Origin of the sequence: Nissabacter archeti (genome assembly GCF_018257325.1) — a bacterium.
GTDB lineage: Bacteria > Pseudomonadota > Gammaproteobacteria > Enterobacterales > Enterobacteriaceae > Chimaeribacter > Chimaeribacter arupi.
Window position 1 is genome coordinate 17,406 of record NZ_JAERKB010000008.1, and the last position, 15,332, is coordinate 32,737.

Here is a 15,332-nt window from a genome sequence, read left to right on the forward strand (position 1 = left end):
GCAGCGGGCTGAATGGTTATGGTAGAGGATTACCGACCCCGTACATTGACTTACGCCACCCATGCTGCTGTTTTCGGCAGCTGTAAAAGGAGAGACCATGAAGCAAGTCGTCTATGTCGCCAGCCCGGACAGCCAGCAGATCCACGCCTGGCAACTCGCCGGTGACGGCACGCTCACCCTGCTGCAAACCGTTGACGTACCCGGCCAGGTACAGCCGATGGTATTGCGCCCGGACAACCGTTTCCTGTACGTCGGCGTGCGCCCGGCGTTCGGCGTGGTGAGCTACCGTATCGCCGATGACGGTAAACTGGAGCAGGCCGGTATGGCCCCGTTGCCGGGCGGCCCCACCCATCTGGAGACGGATTTGCAGGGGCGCTTCCTGTTTGCTGCCTCCTACAGCGGCAACTGCGTCAGCATCAGCCCGATAGGCCATGACGGCGTGGTGCAGGCCGCCAGCCAGACGCTGGAAAACCTGCAGGCCCCGCACTCCGCCAACATCTCACCGGACAACCAGTTGCTGCTGATCCCTTGCCTGAAAGAGGACCGCATCCGCCTGTTCGATCTGGCGCAGGACGGCACCGCCACCCCGCACCAGCCGGAAGCGCTTTCCGCAGCGGAAGGGGCCGGGCCGCGCCACATGGCGTTCCACCCGAACCACCGCGTGGTGTACTGCGTAAACGAGCTGAACAGCAGCGTTGACGTCTACCAGCAGGACGGGCAGGGCGGTTACCGCCAGGTGCAGTCCCTCAACGCGATGCCGGACGATTTTGCCGACACCCGCTGGGCGGCGGACATCCACATCACGCCGGACGGCCGTTTCCTCTACACCACTGACCGCACCGCCAGCCTGCTGAGCGTGTTCCAGGTGTCGGAAGACGGCAGCGTGCTGACGCTGGCAGGCCACCACCCGACGGAAACCCAGCCGCGCGGCTTCAACATTGACCACAGCGGCCAGTACGTGATCACCGCCGGGCAGAAATCCGCCGGCATTGAAGTGGCGAAAATCGATCAGGCGACCGGCGCGCTGAGCACGCTGGCCCGTTACGACGTCGGCCAGGGCCCGATGTGGGTCACCATCCTGGATCTCGACAAGCAGTATTCATCGATTGAGTAAGGTGCCCTGAAATGATGACGGCCGGTAATCCGGCCGTCATCGTTACTCTTCATCTTTCACCCGTTTGATTTTGCCGTTTTCGCCATGCTGGCGGTAGGTGTCTTCGCCCACCGTATAATCAATAACTACCCCCCCGAACCAGGGGCCGCTATAACGAGATATCCGCATTAAGATATTTTTTTCTATGCAATTGGCTTCGGTTTTCATACCCTTGAAGCAGAGGAGATCTGAATCCTGATCTGTCCAGGTATTAACACGATATCCATCACCAATGTCCCAAATTGTTATATTATAGTTTCCTGTTTTTGGGTTCTGAATTGGGATGCCATATTTTATTTTTAACAATTTCTTGTTTTTTAACCACCACGTAATTTTCCCGTTATTTGTAATGGGGAAGTTTTTGACCACTATGCTGGTTAAATGATTTTTCTGATGAATATTGATAATTTCAGGAGTCTGACATAGCCGCCATAGCGCAAAAGAGAGCAGGCTAATCGTTAGAGTAGAGAGAGCTATTTTTTTATATTTTTTCATTTCTTCCTCCGTTAATCGTAACGGTTGCGTTGATCTCTGTAATAAATGGCCTATAGTTATACTCTTCCCAGCGCTGAAGTAAAAACCAGATTCTGAATATACGGAGTTTGCGGTATATAGGGTGCAGGATGTCTGTGTCGTCAAGTCCGAAATGATCCTGAATACGATATCTGATTGTTGCTTTGAAACTATCTGTATCTACTTCTAATGATTCTAAGAAAATGTGTGTTGACCACGTATCATGCACGGAAATAACCAATCCATTAGTTCTGTCTATTAATTTATTAAATTTAGGTAATATAGACTGTGATAATTTGTCTTTAAAATCTTTTTTGCTTGCTTTAGGATAATAATTATTATTCCAAGCAATGTAATCTATTAAAGTTTGATTTATTATTTGTAAAGTGCTTTCTCCCGTTATATCCCCCAATATCTGCGCTTCCAGCGCCTTATCCAGCAGCGGATCGCTGAATGGCTGGCCGTGGTGGTACTGCATATGGGTAATCATCTTGCGGATTAGCCCCTGATAATCGCCGTAAAAAGAGAACATATCAGACAGGTCACGGAATTCATCAAACAGTATTGCCGCCACCGCCTCTTTGCTGAGTTTCTCTTTTTTCTGAAACAGGGAAAATCCGCGGTAGGCCGGATCAATTTTTACCCCCGTCCAGGGGTTTACCCGGGTAGAAATATCGTTCAGCTTATAACGTTTTTTCAGCGTTTGTTCATCCAGGTCGCCGTGGTGCATATCTTTCGCCCGGTAATCATCCATGTTGTTTTCCGTGGCGAAAATCAGCGCGGGCAACGGCAAGGGTTCAGAATGGTTTTCCTGCTCTTTCTCCGGCTCCTGCTCTTCCTGCTCCTTAGAAAAAACCTCCGGCTCCGTTAATGCCGCCCGCTGAGCGGCGGAGGATTGCCGTTTGTCCCAGAAAGCACGTTCGTCGTTAGTCCCCTGGCTGGGCGCCTTCTCATAGGTGTCCTTCAACAGCGAAGGAACAAACCGTGCCTGGCATGGGCAGGTACTGACGCTGTCCAGTGTTCCGGCCATGCGCCGCCCATGAATCGTATCGGTTTCAATACCGCCTTTGATATAAAACTTTCCAGGGTAAACCCCGCAGGTGACCTCATCGCGCTCCCGGGCAGCCGGGCGGCCAAATAGGGTGTGGTCTTCTGCACCTCCGGCAATCACGCCTCCGCAGTTAGTTCTGTCTCCCCTGACTAAAAAATAGCCTTTTGCCATTATCCTGTTTCCTTGCGTGAGGGAATAAATACAGCCCGACAGCAGAGAGGAGGCCATATTATCGATACCGGCCGTTCCGGCGTCGTGCTGGCGGGGAAATAAGATAAGTCGGTTGGGGAGGTGTTTATTTGATATGAAGCAGGTGGAAAGAGGATGTGATGAAAAGAATTTACTGTGTGCAATTAATAATTAAGAAATGAATAATTACCATGGTGTGTATTGACTGATGAAGCAAGCAGAAACATAGAGAATTTCAGCAATGCCCGATTTTTTATTATTGTTTATCTCGTAGGATCACCCTATGAGCCACCACCCGACCGAAACCCAGCCGCGCGGCTTCAACATCGACCACAGCGGCCAGTACGTGATCACCGCCGGGCAGAAATCCGCCGGCATTGAAGTGGCGAAAATCGATCAGGCGACCGGCGCGCTGAGCATGCGGGCCCGCTACAACGTCGGCCAGGGCCCGATGTGGGTCACCATCCTTGACCTCGACAAGCAATATTTGTCGATTGATTAAGGCGTTCTGACAAGAGTAACGGCCGGTGATCCGGCCGTGATATTTACTCTTCCTTTTTGACTCGTTTGATTTCGCCGTTTTCGCCATGCTGGCGGTAGATTTCATTATCAATGGTATAATCAATAACCACACCACCGAACCAGGGGCCGCTATAACGAGATATTCGCATTAATCTCTTTTTTTCAATGCAATTGGCTTCTTTTTTCATATCCTTGAAGCAGAGGAGGTCTAAATCCTGATCTGTCAAGGTATTAGCGTGGTAGCCATCGCCAATGTCCCAAAATGACACCGTAAAATTTCCATCTTCTTTATATGGAACAGGTATTCCGTAATTTTTTTTAGTTCCTCTTTATTTCTCACCCACCATTTAATTTTCCCGTGATTTGTTAATGGAAAGTTTTTTACTACAATGCGAGATGAGTTTCCGTATTGATGAACTCCAATTATTTCCGTAGGCAGAACTGCTAAATAAAGCAGATAGGCTGGGAATAGCAATAGCGTAATTGCACAAATGATAGTTTTACTCCTCATCTTTCACCCGTTTGATTTCGCCATTTTCGCCATGCTGGCGGTAGATGACATTCTTCAATGTAAATTGAGTAAAAGGCCCCTTATCATTATTTTTACTATAATGTGTGATAAATAATACAGGGTTTTTTTTAATGCATTTTTCTTTTGTTTTAAGAGCGCTAAAGCAAAGAAGATCAGCGTCTTCATCAGTTCCGTGGTTAATTTTATACCCATCGCCAACATTCCAGAATGATATGTCATAATAGCCTTCTGAATCAGGTTTTGGAATGCTGTATTCTTCTTTTAATTTTTGCTTATTTTTAACCCACCAGTTTATTTTACCCTTATCAGTCAAAGGAGGGTTTTTCATTACAATAAATGTCAAGTATCTATCCTGATGAACTCCGACTATTTCTGGTTTTAAAAATAGCCGCCATGAAAAGAAAGCAACTGTAAAAAAAATAATTGTAAATATTGTTTTTTTATTATTTTTCATATCTTTTACCTTGAGTGAAAATACTGACATTCATTTCAGTGATGAAGGGTTTGTAATTATATTCTTCCCAGTGTTGAAGTAAAAACCAAATCCTGAAAATACGAAACTTATGATAAATAGGATGCGAAATGTCTTGATCATCAAGACCAAAATGATCCTGGACACGATAGTGTATCGTTGCTTGAAAGCTATCGTCAGTAACCTCTAACGAGGTGAGAGTAATATGAGTTGCCCATGTATCATGTACAGAGATAACCAAGCCATTCGTTCTATCTGTTAATTTATTAAACTTAGGTAGAACAGATTTTAGTACACTGTCATATAATTTTTCCTTGCTTTTTAAAGGATAGTTATTATTTGACCAGTCAATGTTTTCTTGTATAGCGCCTTTGATTAGATTTAAAGAGCTAGTCTCAGACATATCCCCCAATATCTGCGCTTCCAGCGCCTTATCCAGCAGCGGATCGCTGAATGGCTGGCCGTGGTGGTACTGCATATGGGTAATCATCTTGCGGATTAGCCCCTGATAATCGCCGTAAAAAGAGAACATATCAGACAGGTCACGGAATTCATCAAACAGTATTGCCGCCACCGCCTCTTTGCTGAGTTTCTCTTTTTTCTGAAACAGGGAAAATCCGCGGTAGGCCGGATCAATTTTTACCCCCGTCCAGGGGTTTACCCGGGTAGAAATATCGTTCAGCTTATAACGTTTTTTCAGCGTTTGTTCATCCAGGTCGCCGTGGTGCATATCTTTCGCCCGGTAATCATCCATGGTGTTTTCCGTGGCGAAAATCAGCGCGGGCAACGGCAAGGGTTCAGAATGGTTTTCCTGCTCTTTCTCTGGTTCTTGCTCTTCCTGCTCCGTAGAAAAAACCTCCGGCTCCGTTAATGCCGCCCGCTGAGCGGCGAAGGATTGCTGTTTGTCCCAGAAAGCACGTTCGTCGTTAGTCCCCTGGCTGGGCGCCTTCTCATAGGTGTCTTTCAACAGCGAAGGAACAAACCGTGCCTGGCATGGGCAGGTACTGACGCTGTCCAGTGTTCCGGCCATGCGCCGCCCATGAATCGTATCGGTTTCAATACCACCTTTTATATAAAACTTTCCAGGGTAAACCCCGCAGGTGACCTCATCGCGCTCCCGGGCAGCCGGGCGGCCAAATAGGGTGTGGTCTTCTGCACCTCCGGCAATTACGCCTCCGCAGTTAGTTCTGTCTCCCCTGACTAAAAAATAGCCTTTTGCCATTATCCTGTTCCTTGTGTGAGGTAATAAATGCAGCCCGACAGCAGAGAGGAGGTCATATTATCAATACCGGCCGTTCCGGCGTCGTGCTGGCGGGGAAATAAGATAAGTCGGTTGGGGAGGTGTTTATTTGATATGACACAGGTGGAAAGAGGATGTGATGAAAAGAATTTACTGTGTGTAATTAATAATTAAGAAATGAATAATTATTTTTGCATCTTATTTTGTACAGAAGAGGGTAACTATAATAAAGAGAGAAAAACAGGCCGTGCCGGGGCACGGCCTTAATCAGGCACCTCAGTTAAACGTGACCGTTAAACTCGCCTTGCCGAGGCTGTGGTGGTGCAGGTTGAAGCCGAGCATCGCGCCGCTGGTGTTCTCGTCCACCTCCAGGTGGTCAACGTCCAGCGCGTGCACGGTGAACTGGTAGCGGTGGGTTTCGGTTTTCGGCGGTGCTGCGCCGCCGTAGCCGGCTTTACCGAAGTCGGTGCGGGTCTGCGCCGCGCCTTCAGGCAGGCCGCCTTTGCCGGAACCGGCCCCGGTCGCCAGTTCACGCACGTCGGCCGGGATGTTGGCGACGCCCCAGTGCCACCAGCCGGAGCCGGTCGGGGCATCCGGATCGTAGACCGTAATGGCGAAACTTTTGGTGCCTTCCGGCACGCCGTCCCAGGCCAGGTGCGGGGAGAGGTTCTCGCCGCTGTAGCCCATGCCGTTAAAGACCTGCTGCTGCGGCATTTTGTCGCCGTCTTTCAGATCGTTACTGCGTAATGTAAATGCCATATCGTCCCCTGAATCAAGGTGGTAAAAAGCGGCAACCGGTGCCGCCCCAGGCAGGGATCTCTACCCTATACGTCCAGCTTTTTCAATAACATCTGTGCAGTGGCCGCCGAGGAGCCGGGGTTCTGGCCGGTCACCAGATGGCCGTCGTCGATGACATAGCTTTTCCAGTCCGCCTCTTTGCTGTACTCACCGCCCATGCGTTTCAGCTCATCTTCCACCAGGTACGGCACGATTTTGGTCAGGCCCACCGCGTCCTCTTCACTGTTGCTGAAGCCGGTGACGCGCTTGTCCTGCACCAGCGGGGTGCCGTCCGGTTTTTCGGCGTTACGCAGCACAATCGGCGCATGGCAGACTGCCGCCACCGGTTTCCCGGCCGCGTAGAGGGTGTTGATGATCATGATCGATTTACGGTCATCCACCAGATCCCACAGCGGGCCGTGGCCGCCGGGGTAGAACACGGCGTCATACTCATTGGCATTGACAGCGTCCAGAGTCAGGGTATTCGCCAGCACCTGCTGCGCGCTGTCATCCTTGCGGAAGCGCTCAGTGTGTGCGGTCTGGGCGTCCGGCTCATCGCTTTTCGGGTCGAGCGGCGGCTGGCCGCCTTTGGGCGACGCCACGGTGACCTCTGCGCCCGCATCGATAAATTCATAATAGGGTGCGGCGAACTCCTCCAGCCAGAAGCCGGTTTTTTTGCCGGTATCACCCAACTGGTCGTGCGACGTCATAACCATCAGAATTTTCATTTTTCCTCCTCACGTAAGGTGGCGGCAGGTTTACGCATCATCCCCGACGCGCACCACCACTTTGCCGAAGTTTTTGCCTTCCAGCAGGCCAATCAGCGCCTGCGGGGCGTTCTCCAGCCCGTCCGTGATATCTTCACGGAAATTAATTTTGCCCGCGTTGAACCACTCGCCCATCTGCGCGGCGAACTCCGGGTAACGGTGACCGTAATCATCAAAAATGATGAAGCCTTGCATCCGCAGGCGTTTGCGCAGGATAAGCCCCGTCAGTTGCGGCAGGCGGTCCGGGCCGTCCGGCAGGCCGGTGGCGTTATAGTGGGCTACCACGCCGCACACCGGGATGCGCGCCTTGCTGTTGAGCAGCGGCATCACCGCGTCAAAGACCTTGCCGCCGACATTCTCATAATAGACGTCAATGCCGTCCGGGCAGGCGGCCGCCAGTTGCGCCTCAAAATCGTCGGCCCGGTGGTCGATGCAGGCGTCAAAACCGAACTGTTCCAGGGCGTAACGGCACTTCTCTTCGCCGCCGGCGATGCCGATGGCACGGCAGCCTTTGAGTTTGGCGATCTGCCCGACCATCGAGCCGACCGGCCCGGTGGCCGCGGCCACCACCACGGTTTCGCCCGGCTGCGGGTTGCCGATGTCCAGCAGCCCCATGTAGGCGGTGAAGCCCGGCATCCCGAGCACGCCCAGCGCCAGCGACGGATGATCCGCGATGTGGTCAGCCAGCTTCTGCACCTTGTCGCCCGGCATCACGCTGTAATCCTGCCAGCCGGTGGTGCCGAGCACCCAGTCGCCCTCCTGGAAATCCGGGTGGCGCGACGTGACCACCTTCGAGACGGCGCCGCCGGTCATCACCTCACCGATTTCCACCGGCGCGGCGTAAGACGGGGCATCGCTCATGCGGCCGCGCATATACGGGTCAAGCGAGAGGTAGACCGTGCGCAGCAGCAGCTCACCCTCTGCCGCCTCGGGGATCGGGTGCTGTTCCAGACGGAAATTATCGGCGGTGGGCGCGCCATGCGGGCGTGATGCCAGTACCAGTTGACGGTTTACGCTGTTGCTTTGACTCATCACTCACTCCTGTTCACGGAAAAAGGAACACCATCCCTAAGTATAGGCATGAGTTCTTAGGATTTTATGCGGTGAAAACCCAGGGCATGGCAGAACGCGCCGGAAATGGCGCACGGCGCGCCTGGGACAGGGCATGAAAAAGGGCAGAAAGCCGGAAAAAAAGGGGAAGCGCAGTGGCTTCCCCCAGGCCGTCAGGCCAGTGCGGAGGCGATGGCGCGGGTCAGGCGCGTCAGCTGTTCCGGGGTGATGATGTAAGGCGGCATCAGGTAAATCAGCTTGCCGAACGGCCGGATCCAGACGCCCTGTTCCACAAAGTGGCGTTGCAGCCGCGCCATGTCGACCGGCGTATGCAGTTCCACCACGCCGATTGCCCCCAGCACCCGCACCGCGGCGACCGCCGGGTGCCCGGCCAGCGGCGTCAGTTCCGCCCTGAGCTGGGTTTCAATCGCCGCGACCTGCGCCTGCCAGCGGTTCTCCGCCAGCAGTGCCAGGCTCGCCCCGGCCACCGCGCAGGCCAGTGGGTTGCCCATAAACGTCGGGCCATGCATAAAGCAGCCCGCCGCGCCGTTGCTGATGGTCTCCGCCACCTGGCGGGTGGTCAGTGTGGCCGAGAGCGTCATATAGCCGCCGGTCAGCGCCTTGCCGAGGCAGAGGATATCCGGCGTGATCCCGGCATGTTCGCAGGCAAACAGTTTGCCGGTGCGGCCAAAGCCGGTGGCGATCTCATCGGCAATCAGCAGGATGCCGTGCTGGTCACACAATGCCCGCACCGCCTTCAGGTAGTCAGGGTGGTAGATGCGCATCCCGCCTGCGCCTTGCACCACCGGCTCCAGGATCACGGCGGCGATCTCCGTGGCGTGCTGCGTCAGCAACTGCTCAAACGGCGCGATGTCCGCGGCGTCCCACGCCTCCTCAAACCCACACTGCGGCGCGTCGGCGAACAGGTGATGCGGCAGGTAGCCCTGATACAAACTGTGCATCGAGTTTTCCGGGTCGCACACCGCCATCGCGCCGAAGGTGTCACCGTGGTAACCGCGTTTCAGCGTCAGCACCCGCTGGCGCCGTTCGCCGCGTGCCTGCCAGTATTGCATCGCCATCTTCAGCGCCACTTCCACTGCCACGGAACCGGAGTCCGCCAGGAACACGCACTCCAGCGCCGCCGGGGTCATCGCCACCAGCTGGCGGCAGAGCGCCACGGCGGCCGGGTGGGTAATGCCGCCGAACATCACATGGGCCATCTGGCCGAGCTGCGCCGTGGCCGCCGCGTTCAGGGCCGGGTGGTTGTAGCCGTGGATGGCCGCCCACCAGGAGGACATGCCGTCCACCAGCGTCCGGCCATCGGCCAGCGTCAGTTCCACACCCTGCGCGGACACCACCGGGTAGCAGGGCAGCGGGGTCGTCATAGAGGTGTAAGGGTGCCAGATATGGCGTTGGTCAAAAGCAAGATCGTCGTGCGTCATCAAACAGTTCCGGCTGAAGCGGTAAACAACAAAGTCTACATAAGGTTTACCGTAAACTAAAGTGATCTGTTTTTGGTTGACAGCATGATGCCGTTATTTACACTGTGCCCACAACACCGATAAGGAGATGCCGCCGTGGCACAACGTATTTACTGGACGCCGGAAACCACCCAGGCGCTGTTTGAGAAGCCTTTTTTAGAGCTGATGTTTGAAGCGCAACAGATCCACCGCCAGCATTTTGACCCGCGTCAGGTGCAGGTCAGCACCTTGTTGTCGATCAAAACCGGTGCCTGCCCGGAAGACTGCAAATACTGCCCGCAAAGTTCGCGCTACAAAACCGGGCTGGAAGCAGAGCGGCTGATGCAGGTTGACCAGGTACTGGAGTCGGCACGCCAGGCGAAAGCGGCCGGGTCGACCCGCTTCTGCATGGGCGCGGCGTGGAAAAACCCGCATGACCGCGACATGCCCTACCTGGAGCAGATGGTGCAGGGCGTGAAGGCGATGGGCATGGAAACCTGCATGACCCTCGGCACCCTGAACAGCGAACAGGCGCAGCGGCTGGCGCACGCGGGGCTGGACTTCTACAACCATAACCTCGACACCTCGCCGGAGTTTTACGGCAGTATCATCACCACCCGCAGCTACCAGGAGCGGCTGGACACGCTGGAAGAAGTGCGCGGCGCGGGCATCAAAGTCTGTTCCGGCGGTATCGTCGGGCTGGGTGAAAGCGTGCGCGACCGCGCCGGGCTGCTGATGCAGCTGGCCAACCTGCCGACCCCGCCGGAGAGCGTGCCGATCAACATGCTGGTGAAGGTCAAGGGCACGCCGCTGGCGGACAATGACGATGTCGACCCGTTTGACTTTATCCGCACCATCGCGGTGGCGCGCATCATGATGCCGACCTCCTACGTGCGGCTGTCGGCCGGGCGTGAGCAGATGAGCGAACAGACGCAGGCGATGTGCTTTATGGCCGGGGCCAACTCCATCTTCTACGGCTGCAAACTGCTGACCACGCCGAACCCGGCGGAAGACAAAGATCTCATCCTGTTCCGCAAACTGGGGCTGAACCCGCAGGCCACCGGCGTGGAGCACGGCGACAACCAGCAGCAACAGGCGCTGGCGGCGCAACTGCTCACCGCTGACAACGACCAGTTCTACAATGCGGCAGCCCGCTGAGCATGATGGGCTGGCAACAACGCATCACGGCCGCGCTGGCTGAACAGCACGCGGCCGCAGCCTATCGCCGCCGTGTGCCGAACCGGGGCGGCAACGGCCGCTGCCTGGTGCAGGGCGGGCAGGCTTACCTCAACTTTTCCGGCAATGATTATTTGGGCCTCAGCCACCATCCGGCGGTGATCGCCGCCTGGCAACAGGGCGCGGCGGACTACGGCGTCGGTTCCGGCGGTTCCGGCCATGTTACCGGCTACAGCGAGGTGCACCAGCGCTTTGAGCAGCGGCTGGCTGAGTGGCAGGGCTACCCGCGTGCGCTGCTGTTTATCTCCGGCTTTGCTGCCAATCAGGCGGTGCTGGCGGCGCTGTTGCAGGCCGATGACCGGGTGCTGGCGGACAAACTCAGCCACGCCTCGTTGCTGGAGGCGTCGTTGCAGGCACCGTCAGGGCTGCGCCGTTTTGCCCATAATGACGCCGCCGCCCTGGCGCGTTTGCTGGAGAAGCCGGCCCCCGGCAACACGCTGGTGGTGACCGAAGGGGTCTTCAGCATGGACGGCGATGCCGCGCCGCTGAAGGCGCTGGCGGCAGAGGCAGCGGCGCACAACGCCTGGCTGCTGGTGGACGACGCCCACGGCGTCGGCGTGGTTGGGGAGCAGGGCGCAGGCAGTTGCCGGCAGCAAAACGTGCGGCCGGAACTGCTGGTGCTGACCTTCGGCAAGGCGTTCGGCGTCAGCGGGGCGGCGGTATTGTGCGATGACGCCACCGCCGAATTCCTGCTGCAACGGGCGCGCCACCTGATCTACAGCACCGCGATGCCTGCGGCGCAGGTCTGCGCGCTGGATGCGGCGCTGACAGCGCTGATTGACGGCGATGCGCGGCGTGAGCAGTTGCATCAGCATATCCGCCGCTTCCGCGACGGCGTGGCGGGGCTGCCGTTACAGCTGGCTGATTCGGCGACCGCCATCCAGCCGCTGATCGTCGGTGACAACCAGGCGGCGCTGGATCTGGCGGCGCGGCTGCGTGAGCGCGGCATCTGGGTGAGCGCCATCCGCCCGCCCACCGTGCCGCCCGGCAGCGCCCGTTTACGCCTGACCCTGACCGCCGCTCACCGGCCGGATGATATCGAGACCCTTCTGGAGGCACTGCATGCTGTCTGTGGCTGACCACCCCACAACCGTGGATAAACGCGCCGTGGCGGCGGCCTTCAGCCGCGCGGCGCACCATTATGATGAGGCTGCCGCGTTGCAGCGCCGGGTCGGCGAACGGCTGATGGCGTTGGCGGCCGTGCCGGCCGGGGCCACGGTGCTGGATGCCGGGTGCGGCACCGGCCATTTCAGCCGCCGCTGGCGCGACGCCGGGCACCCGGTGGTGGCGCTGGATCTGGCGGAAGGCATGGTGCAGCAGGCGCAGGCACTGGCCTCGGCGGATCGCTACCTGACCGGTGACATCGAGGCGCTGCCGCTGCCGGACGCCGCCGTGGATGCGGTGTTCAGCAGCCTGGTGGTGCAGTGGTGCGACGCGCTGCCCCAGGTGCTGGCGGAGCTGACCCGCGTCACCCGCCCCGGCGGGGTGATCATGTTCTCCACGCTGGCGGCCGGATCGCTGTCGGAGCTGGCGGAAGCCTGGCAGCAGATCGACGGGCATGGCCACGTAAACCGTTTCCTGACCAAAGAGCAGATCGCCGCGGCCTGTGCGCCCTACCGGCATGAGCTGGGCTTCGGCCATGAGCGGGAGCGGTTTGCCGATGTGCGGGCGCTGATGCGTTCGCTGAAAGGCATCGGCGCGACCCACCTGCATCAGGGGCGGGCGCCGGGGCTGACCGGCCGCCGCAGGCTGGACAGGCTGGAACAGGTGTTCCCGCGCCGGGATGGGCAATGCCCGCTGAGTTACCACGTGGCTTATGGAGTGATTTACCGTGATTAAACGCTATTTTGTCACCGGCACCGACACCGAGGTCGGCAAAACCGTGGCCAGCAGCGCCTTGTTGCAGGCTGCGGCGCGCGCCGGTTACCAGACCGCCGGTTACAAGCCGGTGGCGTCCGGCAGTGAGGAAACCGCCGACGGCCTGCGCAACAGTGACGCGCTGGCGTTGCAACAGCACAGCACGCTGGCCCTGCGTTATGAGGAGGTGAACCCGTACACCTTTGCGGAACCGACCTCGCCGCACATCGTCAGCCGGGACGAAGGGCGGCCGATTGACCCCATCGTGCTCTCTGCCGGGTTACGCGCCCTCGGGGCGCGGGCGGACTGGGTGCTGGTGGAAGGGGCGGGCGGCTGGTTCACCCCGCTGGGGGAGGCGTTCAGCTTTGCCGACTGGGTGGTACAGGAGCAATTGCCGGTGATTCTGGTGGTGGGGGTGAAGCTCGGCTGCATCAACCATGCGCTGCTCACCGCCGCCGCGGTACAGGCGGCCGGGCTGCCGCTGGCGGGCTGGGTCGCCAATGATGTGCAACCGCCGGGGCGGCGGCACGGTGAGTACCTCGCCACGCTGCAACGGCTGCTGCCCGCGCCGATGCTGGGCGAAATCCCTTATCTGGACGATCTCAGCCAGCCGCTCGGCGCGTACCTCGATCTGGCCCGCATCACATCAGATAATGGCTGATCAGCCGGTCATCCAGCTGATCCAGCGTGCCTTCCGCCACGTTGCGCCCGCGGTCCAGCAGGCAGAAGCGGTCAGCAACGCGGCGGATAAACGCTAACTGGTGCTCCACCAGCAGCACCGTGATGCCGAGGTCGCGGTTCAGGCGGTGGATCAGGTTGCCCATCTCCGCCACCCTGTCCGGCGGGCTGCCGTCGGTCGGCTCATCCAGGATCAGCAGTTCCGGCTCCGGCACCAGCGCCCGTGCGATCGCCAGCTGTTGTTGCTGGAACGGGCTTAACTCCCCAGCGCGGCGGCTGCCCATATCATGCAGCGCCGGGAACAGCTCAAACACCTGCGCCGGGATCCGGCGGTGCGGGTGCTGCGCCGCCATCATCGCCACATGCAGATTCTCCTCCACGCTCAACTGTGAAAAAATGGGCCGCCCCTGCGGCACATAGCTGATGCCGAGCGCCGCGCGGTTCTCCACCGGCTGTTGCAGCAGGTTTTGCGGCGGCCGGTCGCCGGTCTGCCAGGTCATTGAGCCGCTCCTGACCGGCAGGTGCCCCATGATGCAGTTCACCAGCGTTGTTTTGCCGACCCCCGCCCGCCCCAGCAAACAGGTGCATTCGCCGCGCGGCAACTCCAGATTAACGTCCCATAAGGTGTGGGTCGGTCCATAGAACTGGTTGACTGCTTTTACGCTTAACATCAGGCACTCTCCCGATACGCGATGGTTCATGGTGTGGTTGCCCCGGCCGACGAGCCGCCGGGGCAGTGCAGAGACAGCACCTGCGGCGTGCACGATGCCCGTTAACGCAGCGGGCGGGCGGGCCAGGCTGCGGCAGGACAAGGCCCGCTGATTGACGCCATCGCCAGCAGATTCTGCGGCCGGTATGCGGGATGGCACCCAGGCAAAAGCGCAGGTAAACGGTGTTACGGCAGTGATTAATCATGAAAAATGTTGGCCGGCCGGGACAAAACAAGTCGCCTGCGCACGCTTTCAGTGAAATCCCGCCGCGCCCTGAAACAGGGAAAAACTGCCCGCGCCGTTACCATTAAGCAATCCGCAGGCCAACTTACCATGGGCAGGAAAAAAGAATAACGTTACACGGTTGTTAACGGTTTGCGACTAAAAAAACATCCCCTGACCGGTAAGCGCAGTTAACCATTAGCGTGCCGGGGGAGGCGGGTCTGCACCTTGCCGGTGCCTGCGGGGTGATGCTGGTGCACTCTTAACCGGTGCCATAGTGGCTGACCTCACCGCCTGGGCTAAAAACGGCGTTCTGCGGTTTGGCAAGAGGGCGCATTAGTCTTTATCAGCATAAATAGCCAGGCAAACCGGGATAAAATTAACTAAAAAAAGCCCATTAATCCTCATCGGGCCGGTAAAGCGCCTTTTTTGCCAACTCCCGCCGCACATGGCGCTGTGTGAGTTATCCACTATTCCTGTGGATAACCTTGTGCATGAGCGTGCGAAAAGTGGCTGTAAGCAAGGCGGGGCGCGGCTTGCGCCCAGATTGGCGCGAAAGCCCGCTTTTTACAAAAGTGCTTTTTTATCAGTAAATTAGTAAAAAACAAGTCAGAAAAAAAAGGGGGTGATGATTTTGTTGCGAGGTTGTCTCATTTTTCTCACCAGGTTAATTTGCGACGCGTTCTGGGGATAAAAGTCAACCTGTGATAAAAATATCATTTTTTGGTCATGTAATGCCGGGCTGCCCAAAGGCAGAAAGGCGTTGCACAACCAACGTGCCGAAAAAGCGTACTTGAACCTGGAATTATATCCAGTAGAATAGGGCTGGCAAAAATCGCTCCGGCTTCCATACTTAGTAGCCGTGTAACCCCTTTCCGCGTCGCGGGCTGGGTCAGGTTTTCT

At 57.3% G+C, this 15,332-nt stretch carries 15 protein-coding genes and 2 pseudogenes; 6 read left to right on the forward strand and 11 right to left on the reverse strand.

The features are described from left to right. The first annotated feature begins 97 nt into the window (after positions 1-97). Positions 98-1,114 carry a 6-phosphogluconolactonase gene (gene pgl / locus JK232_RS11785; protein ID WP_101828735.1) on the forward strand — a complete coding sequence of 339 codons (1,017 nt, stop codon included), beginning with the start codon at positions 98-100 and terminating at the stop codon, positions 1,112-1,114. A 42-nt stretch (positions 1,115-1,156) separates the two neighbouring features. Here pgl and JK232_RS11790 read toward each other — a convergent pair whose 3' ends face one another. Together JK232_RS11790 and JK232_RS11795 are read right to left on the reverse strand one after the other, a co-directional pair. Next, on the reverse strand, positions 1,157-1,648 hold the full coding sequence (locus JK232_RS11790) for a DUF943 family protein (RefSeq protein WP_212589243.1): 492 nt from the start codon (positions 1,646-1,648) through the stop codon (positions 1,157-1,159). After that, positions 1,635-2,888: a PAAR domain-containing protein gene (locus JK232_RS11795; RefSeq protein WP_212589244.1), complete on the reverse strand. Its 1,254-nt coding sequence runs from the start codon at positions 2,886-2,888 to the stop codon at positions 1,635-1,637. The genes JK232_RS11790 and JK232_RS11795 overlap by 14 nt, the downstream gene beginning before the upstream one ends. Before the next feature lie 301 nt (positions 2,889-3,189). Here JK232_RS11795 and JK232_RS11800 point away from each other — a divergent pair. Next, a pseudogene (locus JK232_RS11800) lies at positions 3,190-3,408 on the forward strand (beta-propeller fold lactonase family protein); the annotation flags it as partial. A 43-nt stretch (positions 3,409-3,451) separates the two neighbouring features. Here JK232_RS11800 and JK232_RS11805 read toward each other — a convergent pair. The 8 genes and pseudogenes from JK232_RS11805 to bioA form a co-directional block, all read right to left on the reverse strand. Then, positions 3,452-3,736, reverse strand: a pseudogene (locus JK232_RS11805) (DUF943 family protein); the annotation flags it as partial. Then, a complete protein-coding gene (locus tag JK232_RS23065) occupies positions 3,652-3,939 on the reverse strand; it encodes a DUF943 family protein (protein ID WP_212589246.1) in 288 nt (95 codons plus the stop codon). The pseudogene JK232_RS11805 and the gene JK232_RS23065, both read right to left, overlap by 85 nt. Then, the gene (locus JK232_RS11815) at positions 3,929-4,414 is read right to left on the reverse strand and encodes a DUF943 family protein (RefSeq protein ID WP_212589247.1); all 486 of its coding nucleotides are present in this window, start codon (positions 4,412-4,414) and stop codon (positions 3,929-3,931) included. Before JK232_RS11815 ends, JK232_RS23065 begins: the two co-directional genes overlap by 11 nt. Then, positions 4,404-5,654 (reverse strand): PAAR domain-containing protein, encoded by a 1,251-nt coding sequence (locus JK232_RS11820; protein ID WP_212589248.1) that lies wholly within the window; start codon positions 5,652-5,654, stop codon positions 4,404-4,406. Before JK232_RS11820 ends, JK232_RS11815 begins: the two co-directional genes overlap by 11 nt. A 294-nt stretch (positions 5,655-5,948) precedes the next feature. Next, positions 5,949-6,431, reverse strand: coding sequence for a kinase inhibitor (locus tag JK232_RS11825; RefSeq protein ID WP_072926161.1), 483 nt, complete (start codon positions 6,429-6,431; stop codon positions 5,949-5,951). A 65-nt stretch (positions 6,432-6,496) separates the two neighbouring features. Continuing rightward, positions 6,497-7,177 (reverse strand): type 1 glutamine amidotransferase domain-containing protein, encoded by a 681-nt coding sequence (locus JK232_RS11830; protein WP_072926159.1) that lies wholly within the window; start codon positions 7,175-7,177, stop codon positions 6,497-6,499. A gap of 30 nt (positions 7,178-7,207) precedes the next feature. Further along, positions 7,208-8,248, reverse strand: a complete 1,041-nt coding sequence (locus tag JK232_RS11835) for an NADP-dependent oxidoreductase (RefSeq protein WP_072926157.1) — start codon at positions 8,246-8,248, stop codon at positions 7,208-7,210. Between the two features lie 191 nt (positions 8,249-8,439). After that, the gene (gene bioA, locus JK232_RS11840) at positions 8,440-9,708 is read right to left on the reverse strand and encodes an adenosylmethionine--8-amino-7-oxononanoate transaminase (RefSeq protein WP_101828736.1); all 1,269 of its coding nucleotides are present in this window, start codon (positions 9,706-9,708) and stop codon (positions 8,440-8,442) included. 135 nt (positions 9,709-9,843) lie between these two features. On the opposite strand from bioA, the gene bioB reads away from it, so the two are divergent. The 4 genes from bioB to bioD are packed head-to-tail and all read left to right on the forward strand — an operon-like array spanning position 9,844 to position 13,480. Further along, positions 9,844-10,884 carry a biotin synthase BioB gene (gene bioB, locus JK232_RS11845; RefSeq protein WP_212589249.1) on the forward strand — a complete coding sequence of 347 codons (1,041 nt, stop codon included), beginning with the start codon at positions 9,844-9,846 and terminating at the stop codon, positions 10,882-10,884. Between the two features lie 5 nt (positions 10,885-10,889). Beyond that, positions 10,890-12,041, forward strand: coding sequence for an 8-amino-7-oxononanoate synthase (gene bioF / locus JK232_RS11850; protein WP_212589313.1), 1,152 nt, complete (start codon positions 10,890-10,892; stop codon positions 12,039-12,041). Then, complete coding sequence (bioC, locus tag JK232_RS11855) at positions 12,025-12,801, forward strand: malonyl-ACP O-methyltransferase BioC (protein WP_246538509.1); 777 nt, start codon at positions 12,025-12,027, stop codon at positions 12,799-12,801. Before bioF ends, bioC begins: the two co-directional genes overlap by 17 nt. Continuing rightward, positions 12,794-13,480 (forward strand): dethiobiotin synthase, encoded by a 687-nt coding sequence (bioD, locus tag JK232_RS11860; protein ID WP_072926150.1) that lies wholly within the window; start codon positions 12,794-12,796, stop codon positions 13,478-13,480. The genes bioC and bioD overlap by 8 nt, the downstream gene beginning before the upstream one ends. On the opposite strand, the gene JK232_RS11865 is transcribed toward bioD, so the two are convergent. Continuing rightward, a complete protein-coding gene (locus JK232_RS11865) occupies positions 13,461-14,168 on the reverse strand; it encodes an ATP-binding cassette domain-containing protein (RefSeq protein ID WP_072926149.1) in 708 nt (235 codons plus the stop codon). The genes bioD and JK232_RS11865 overlap by 20 nt on opposite strands. Between the last annotated feature and the right edge of the window lie 1,164 nt (positions 14,169-15,332).

Bases quoted from the DNA above. Each gene is read 5' to 3' on its own strand.
- bioC (WP_246538509.1), top strand. From the start codon at position 12,025: ATGCTGTCTGTGGCTGACCACCCCACAACCGTGGATAAACGCGCCGTG.
- JK232_RS11815 (WP_212589247.1), bottom strand. From the start codon at position 4,414: ATGAAAAATAATAAAAAAACAATATTTACAATTATTTTTTTTACAGTT.
- bioF (WP_212589313.1), top strand. From the start codon at position 10,890: ATGGGCTGGCAACAACGCATCACGGCCGCGCTGGCTGAACAGCACGCG.
- pgl (WP_101828735.1), top strand. From the start codon at position 98: ATGAAGCAAGTCGTCTATGTCGCCAGCCCGGACAGCCAGCAGATCCAC.
- bioA (WP_101828736.1), bottom strand. From the start codon at position 9,708: ATGACGCACGACGATCTTGCTTTTGACCAACGCCATATCTGGCACCCT.
- JK232_RS11820 (WP_212589248.1), bottom strand. From the start codon at position 5,654: ATGGCAAAAGGCTATTTTTTAGTCAGGGGAGACAGAACTAACTGCGGA.
- JK232_RS11795 (WP_212589244.1), bottom strand. From the start codon at position 2,888: ATGGCAAAAGGCTATTTTTTAGTCAGGGGAGACAGAACTAACTGCGGA.
- JK232_RS11835 (WP_072926157.1), bottom strand. From the start codon at position 8,248: ATGAGTCAAAGCAACAGCGTAAACCGTCAACTGGTACTGGCATCACGC.
- JK232_RS11865 (WP_072926149.1), bottom strand. From the start codon at position 14,168: ATGTTAAGCGTAAAAGCAGTCAACCAGTTCTATGGACCGACCCACACC.
- JK232_RS11830 (WP_072926159.1), bottom strand. From the start codon at position 7,177: ATGAAAATTCTGATGGTTATGACGTCGCACGACCAGTTGGGTGATACC.
- JK232_RS11790 (WP_212589243.1), bottom strand. From the start codon at position 1,648: ATGAAAAAATATAAAAAAATAGCTCTCTCTACTCTAACGATTAGCCTG.
- JK232_RS23065 (WP_212589246.1), bottom strand. From the start codon at position 3,939: ATGAGGAGTAAAACTATCATTTGTGCAATTACGCTATTGCTATTCCCA.
- JK232_RS11825 (WP_072926161.1), bottom strand. From the start codon at position 6,431: ATGGCATTTACATTACGCAGTAACGATCTGAAAGACGGCGACAAAATG.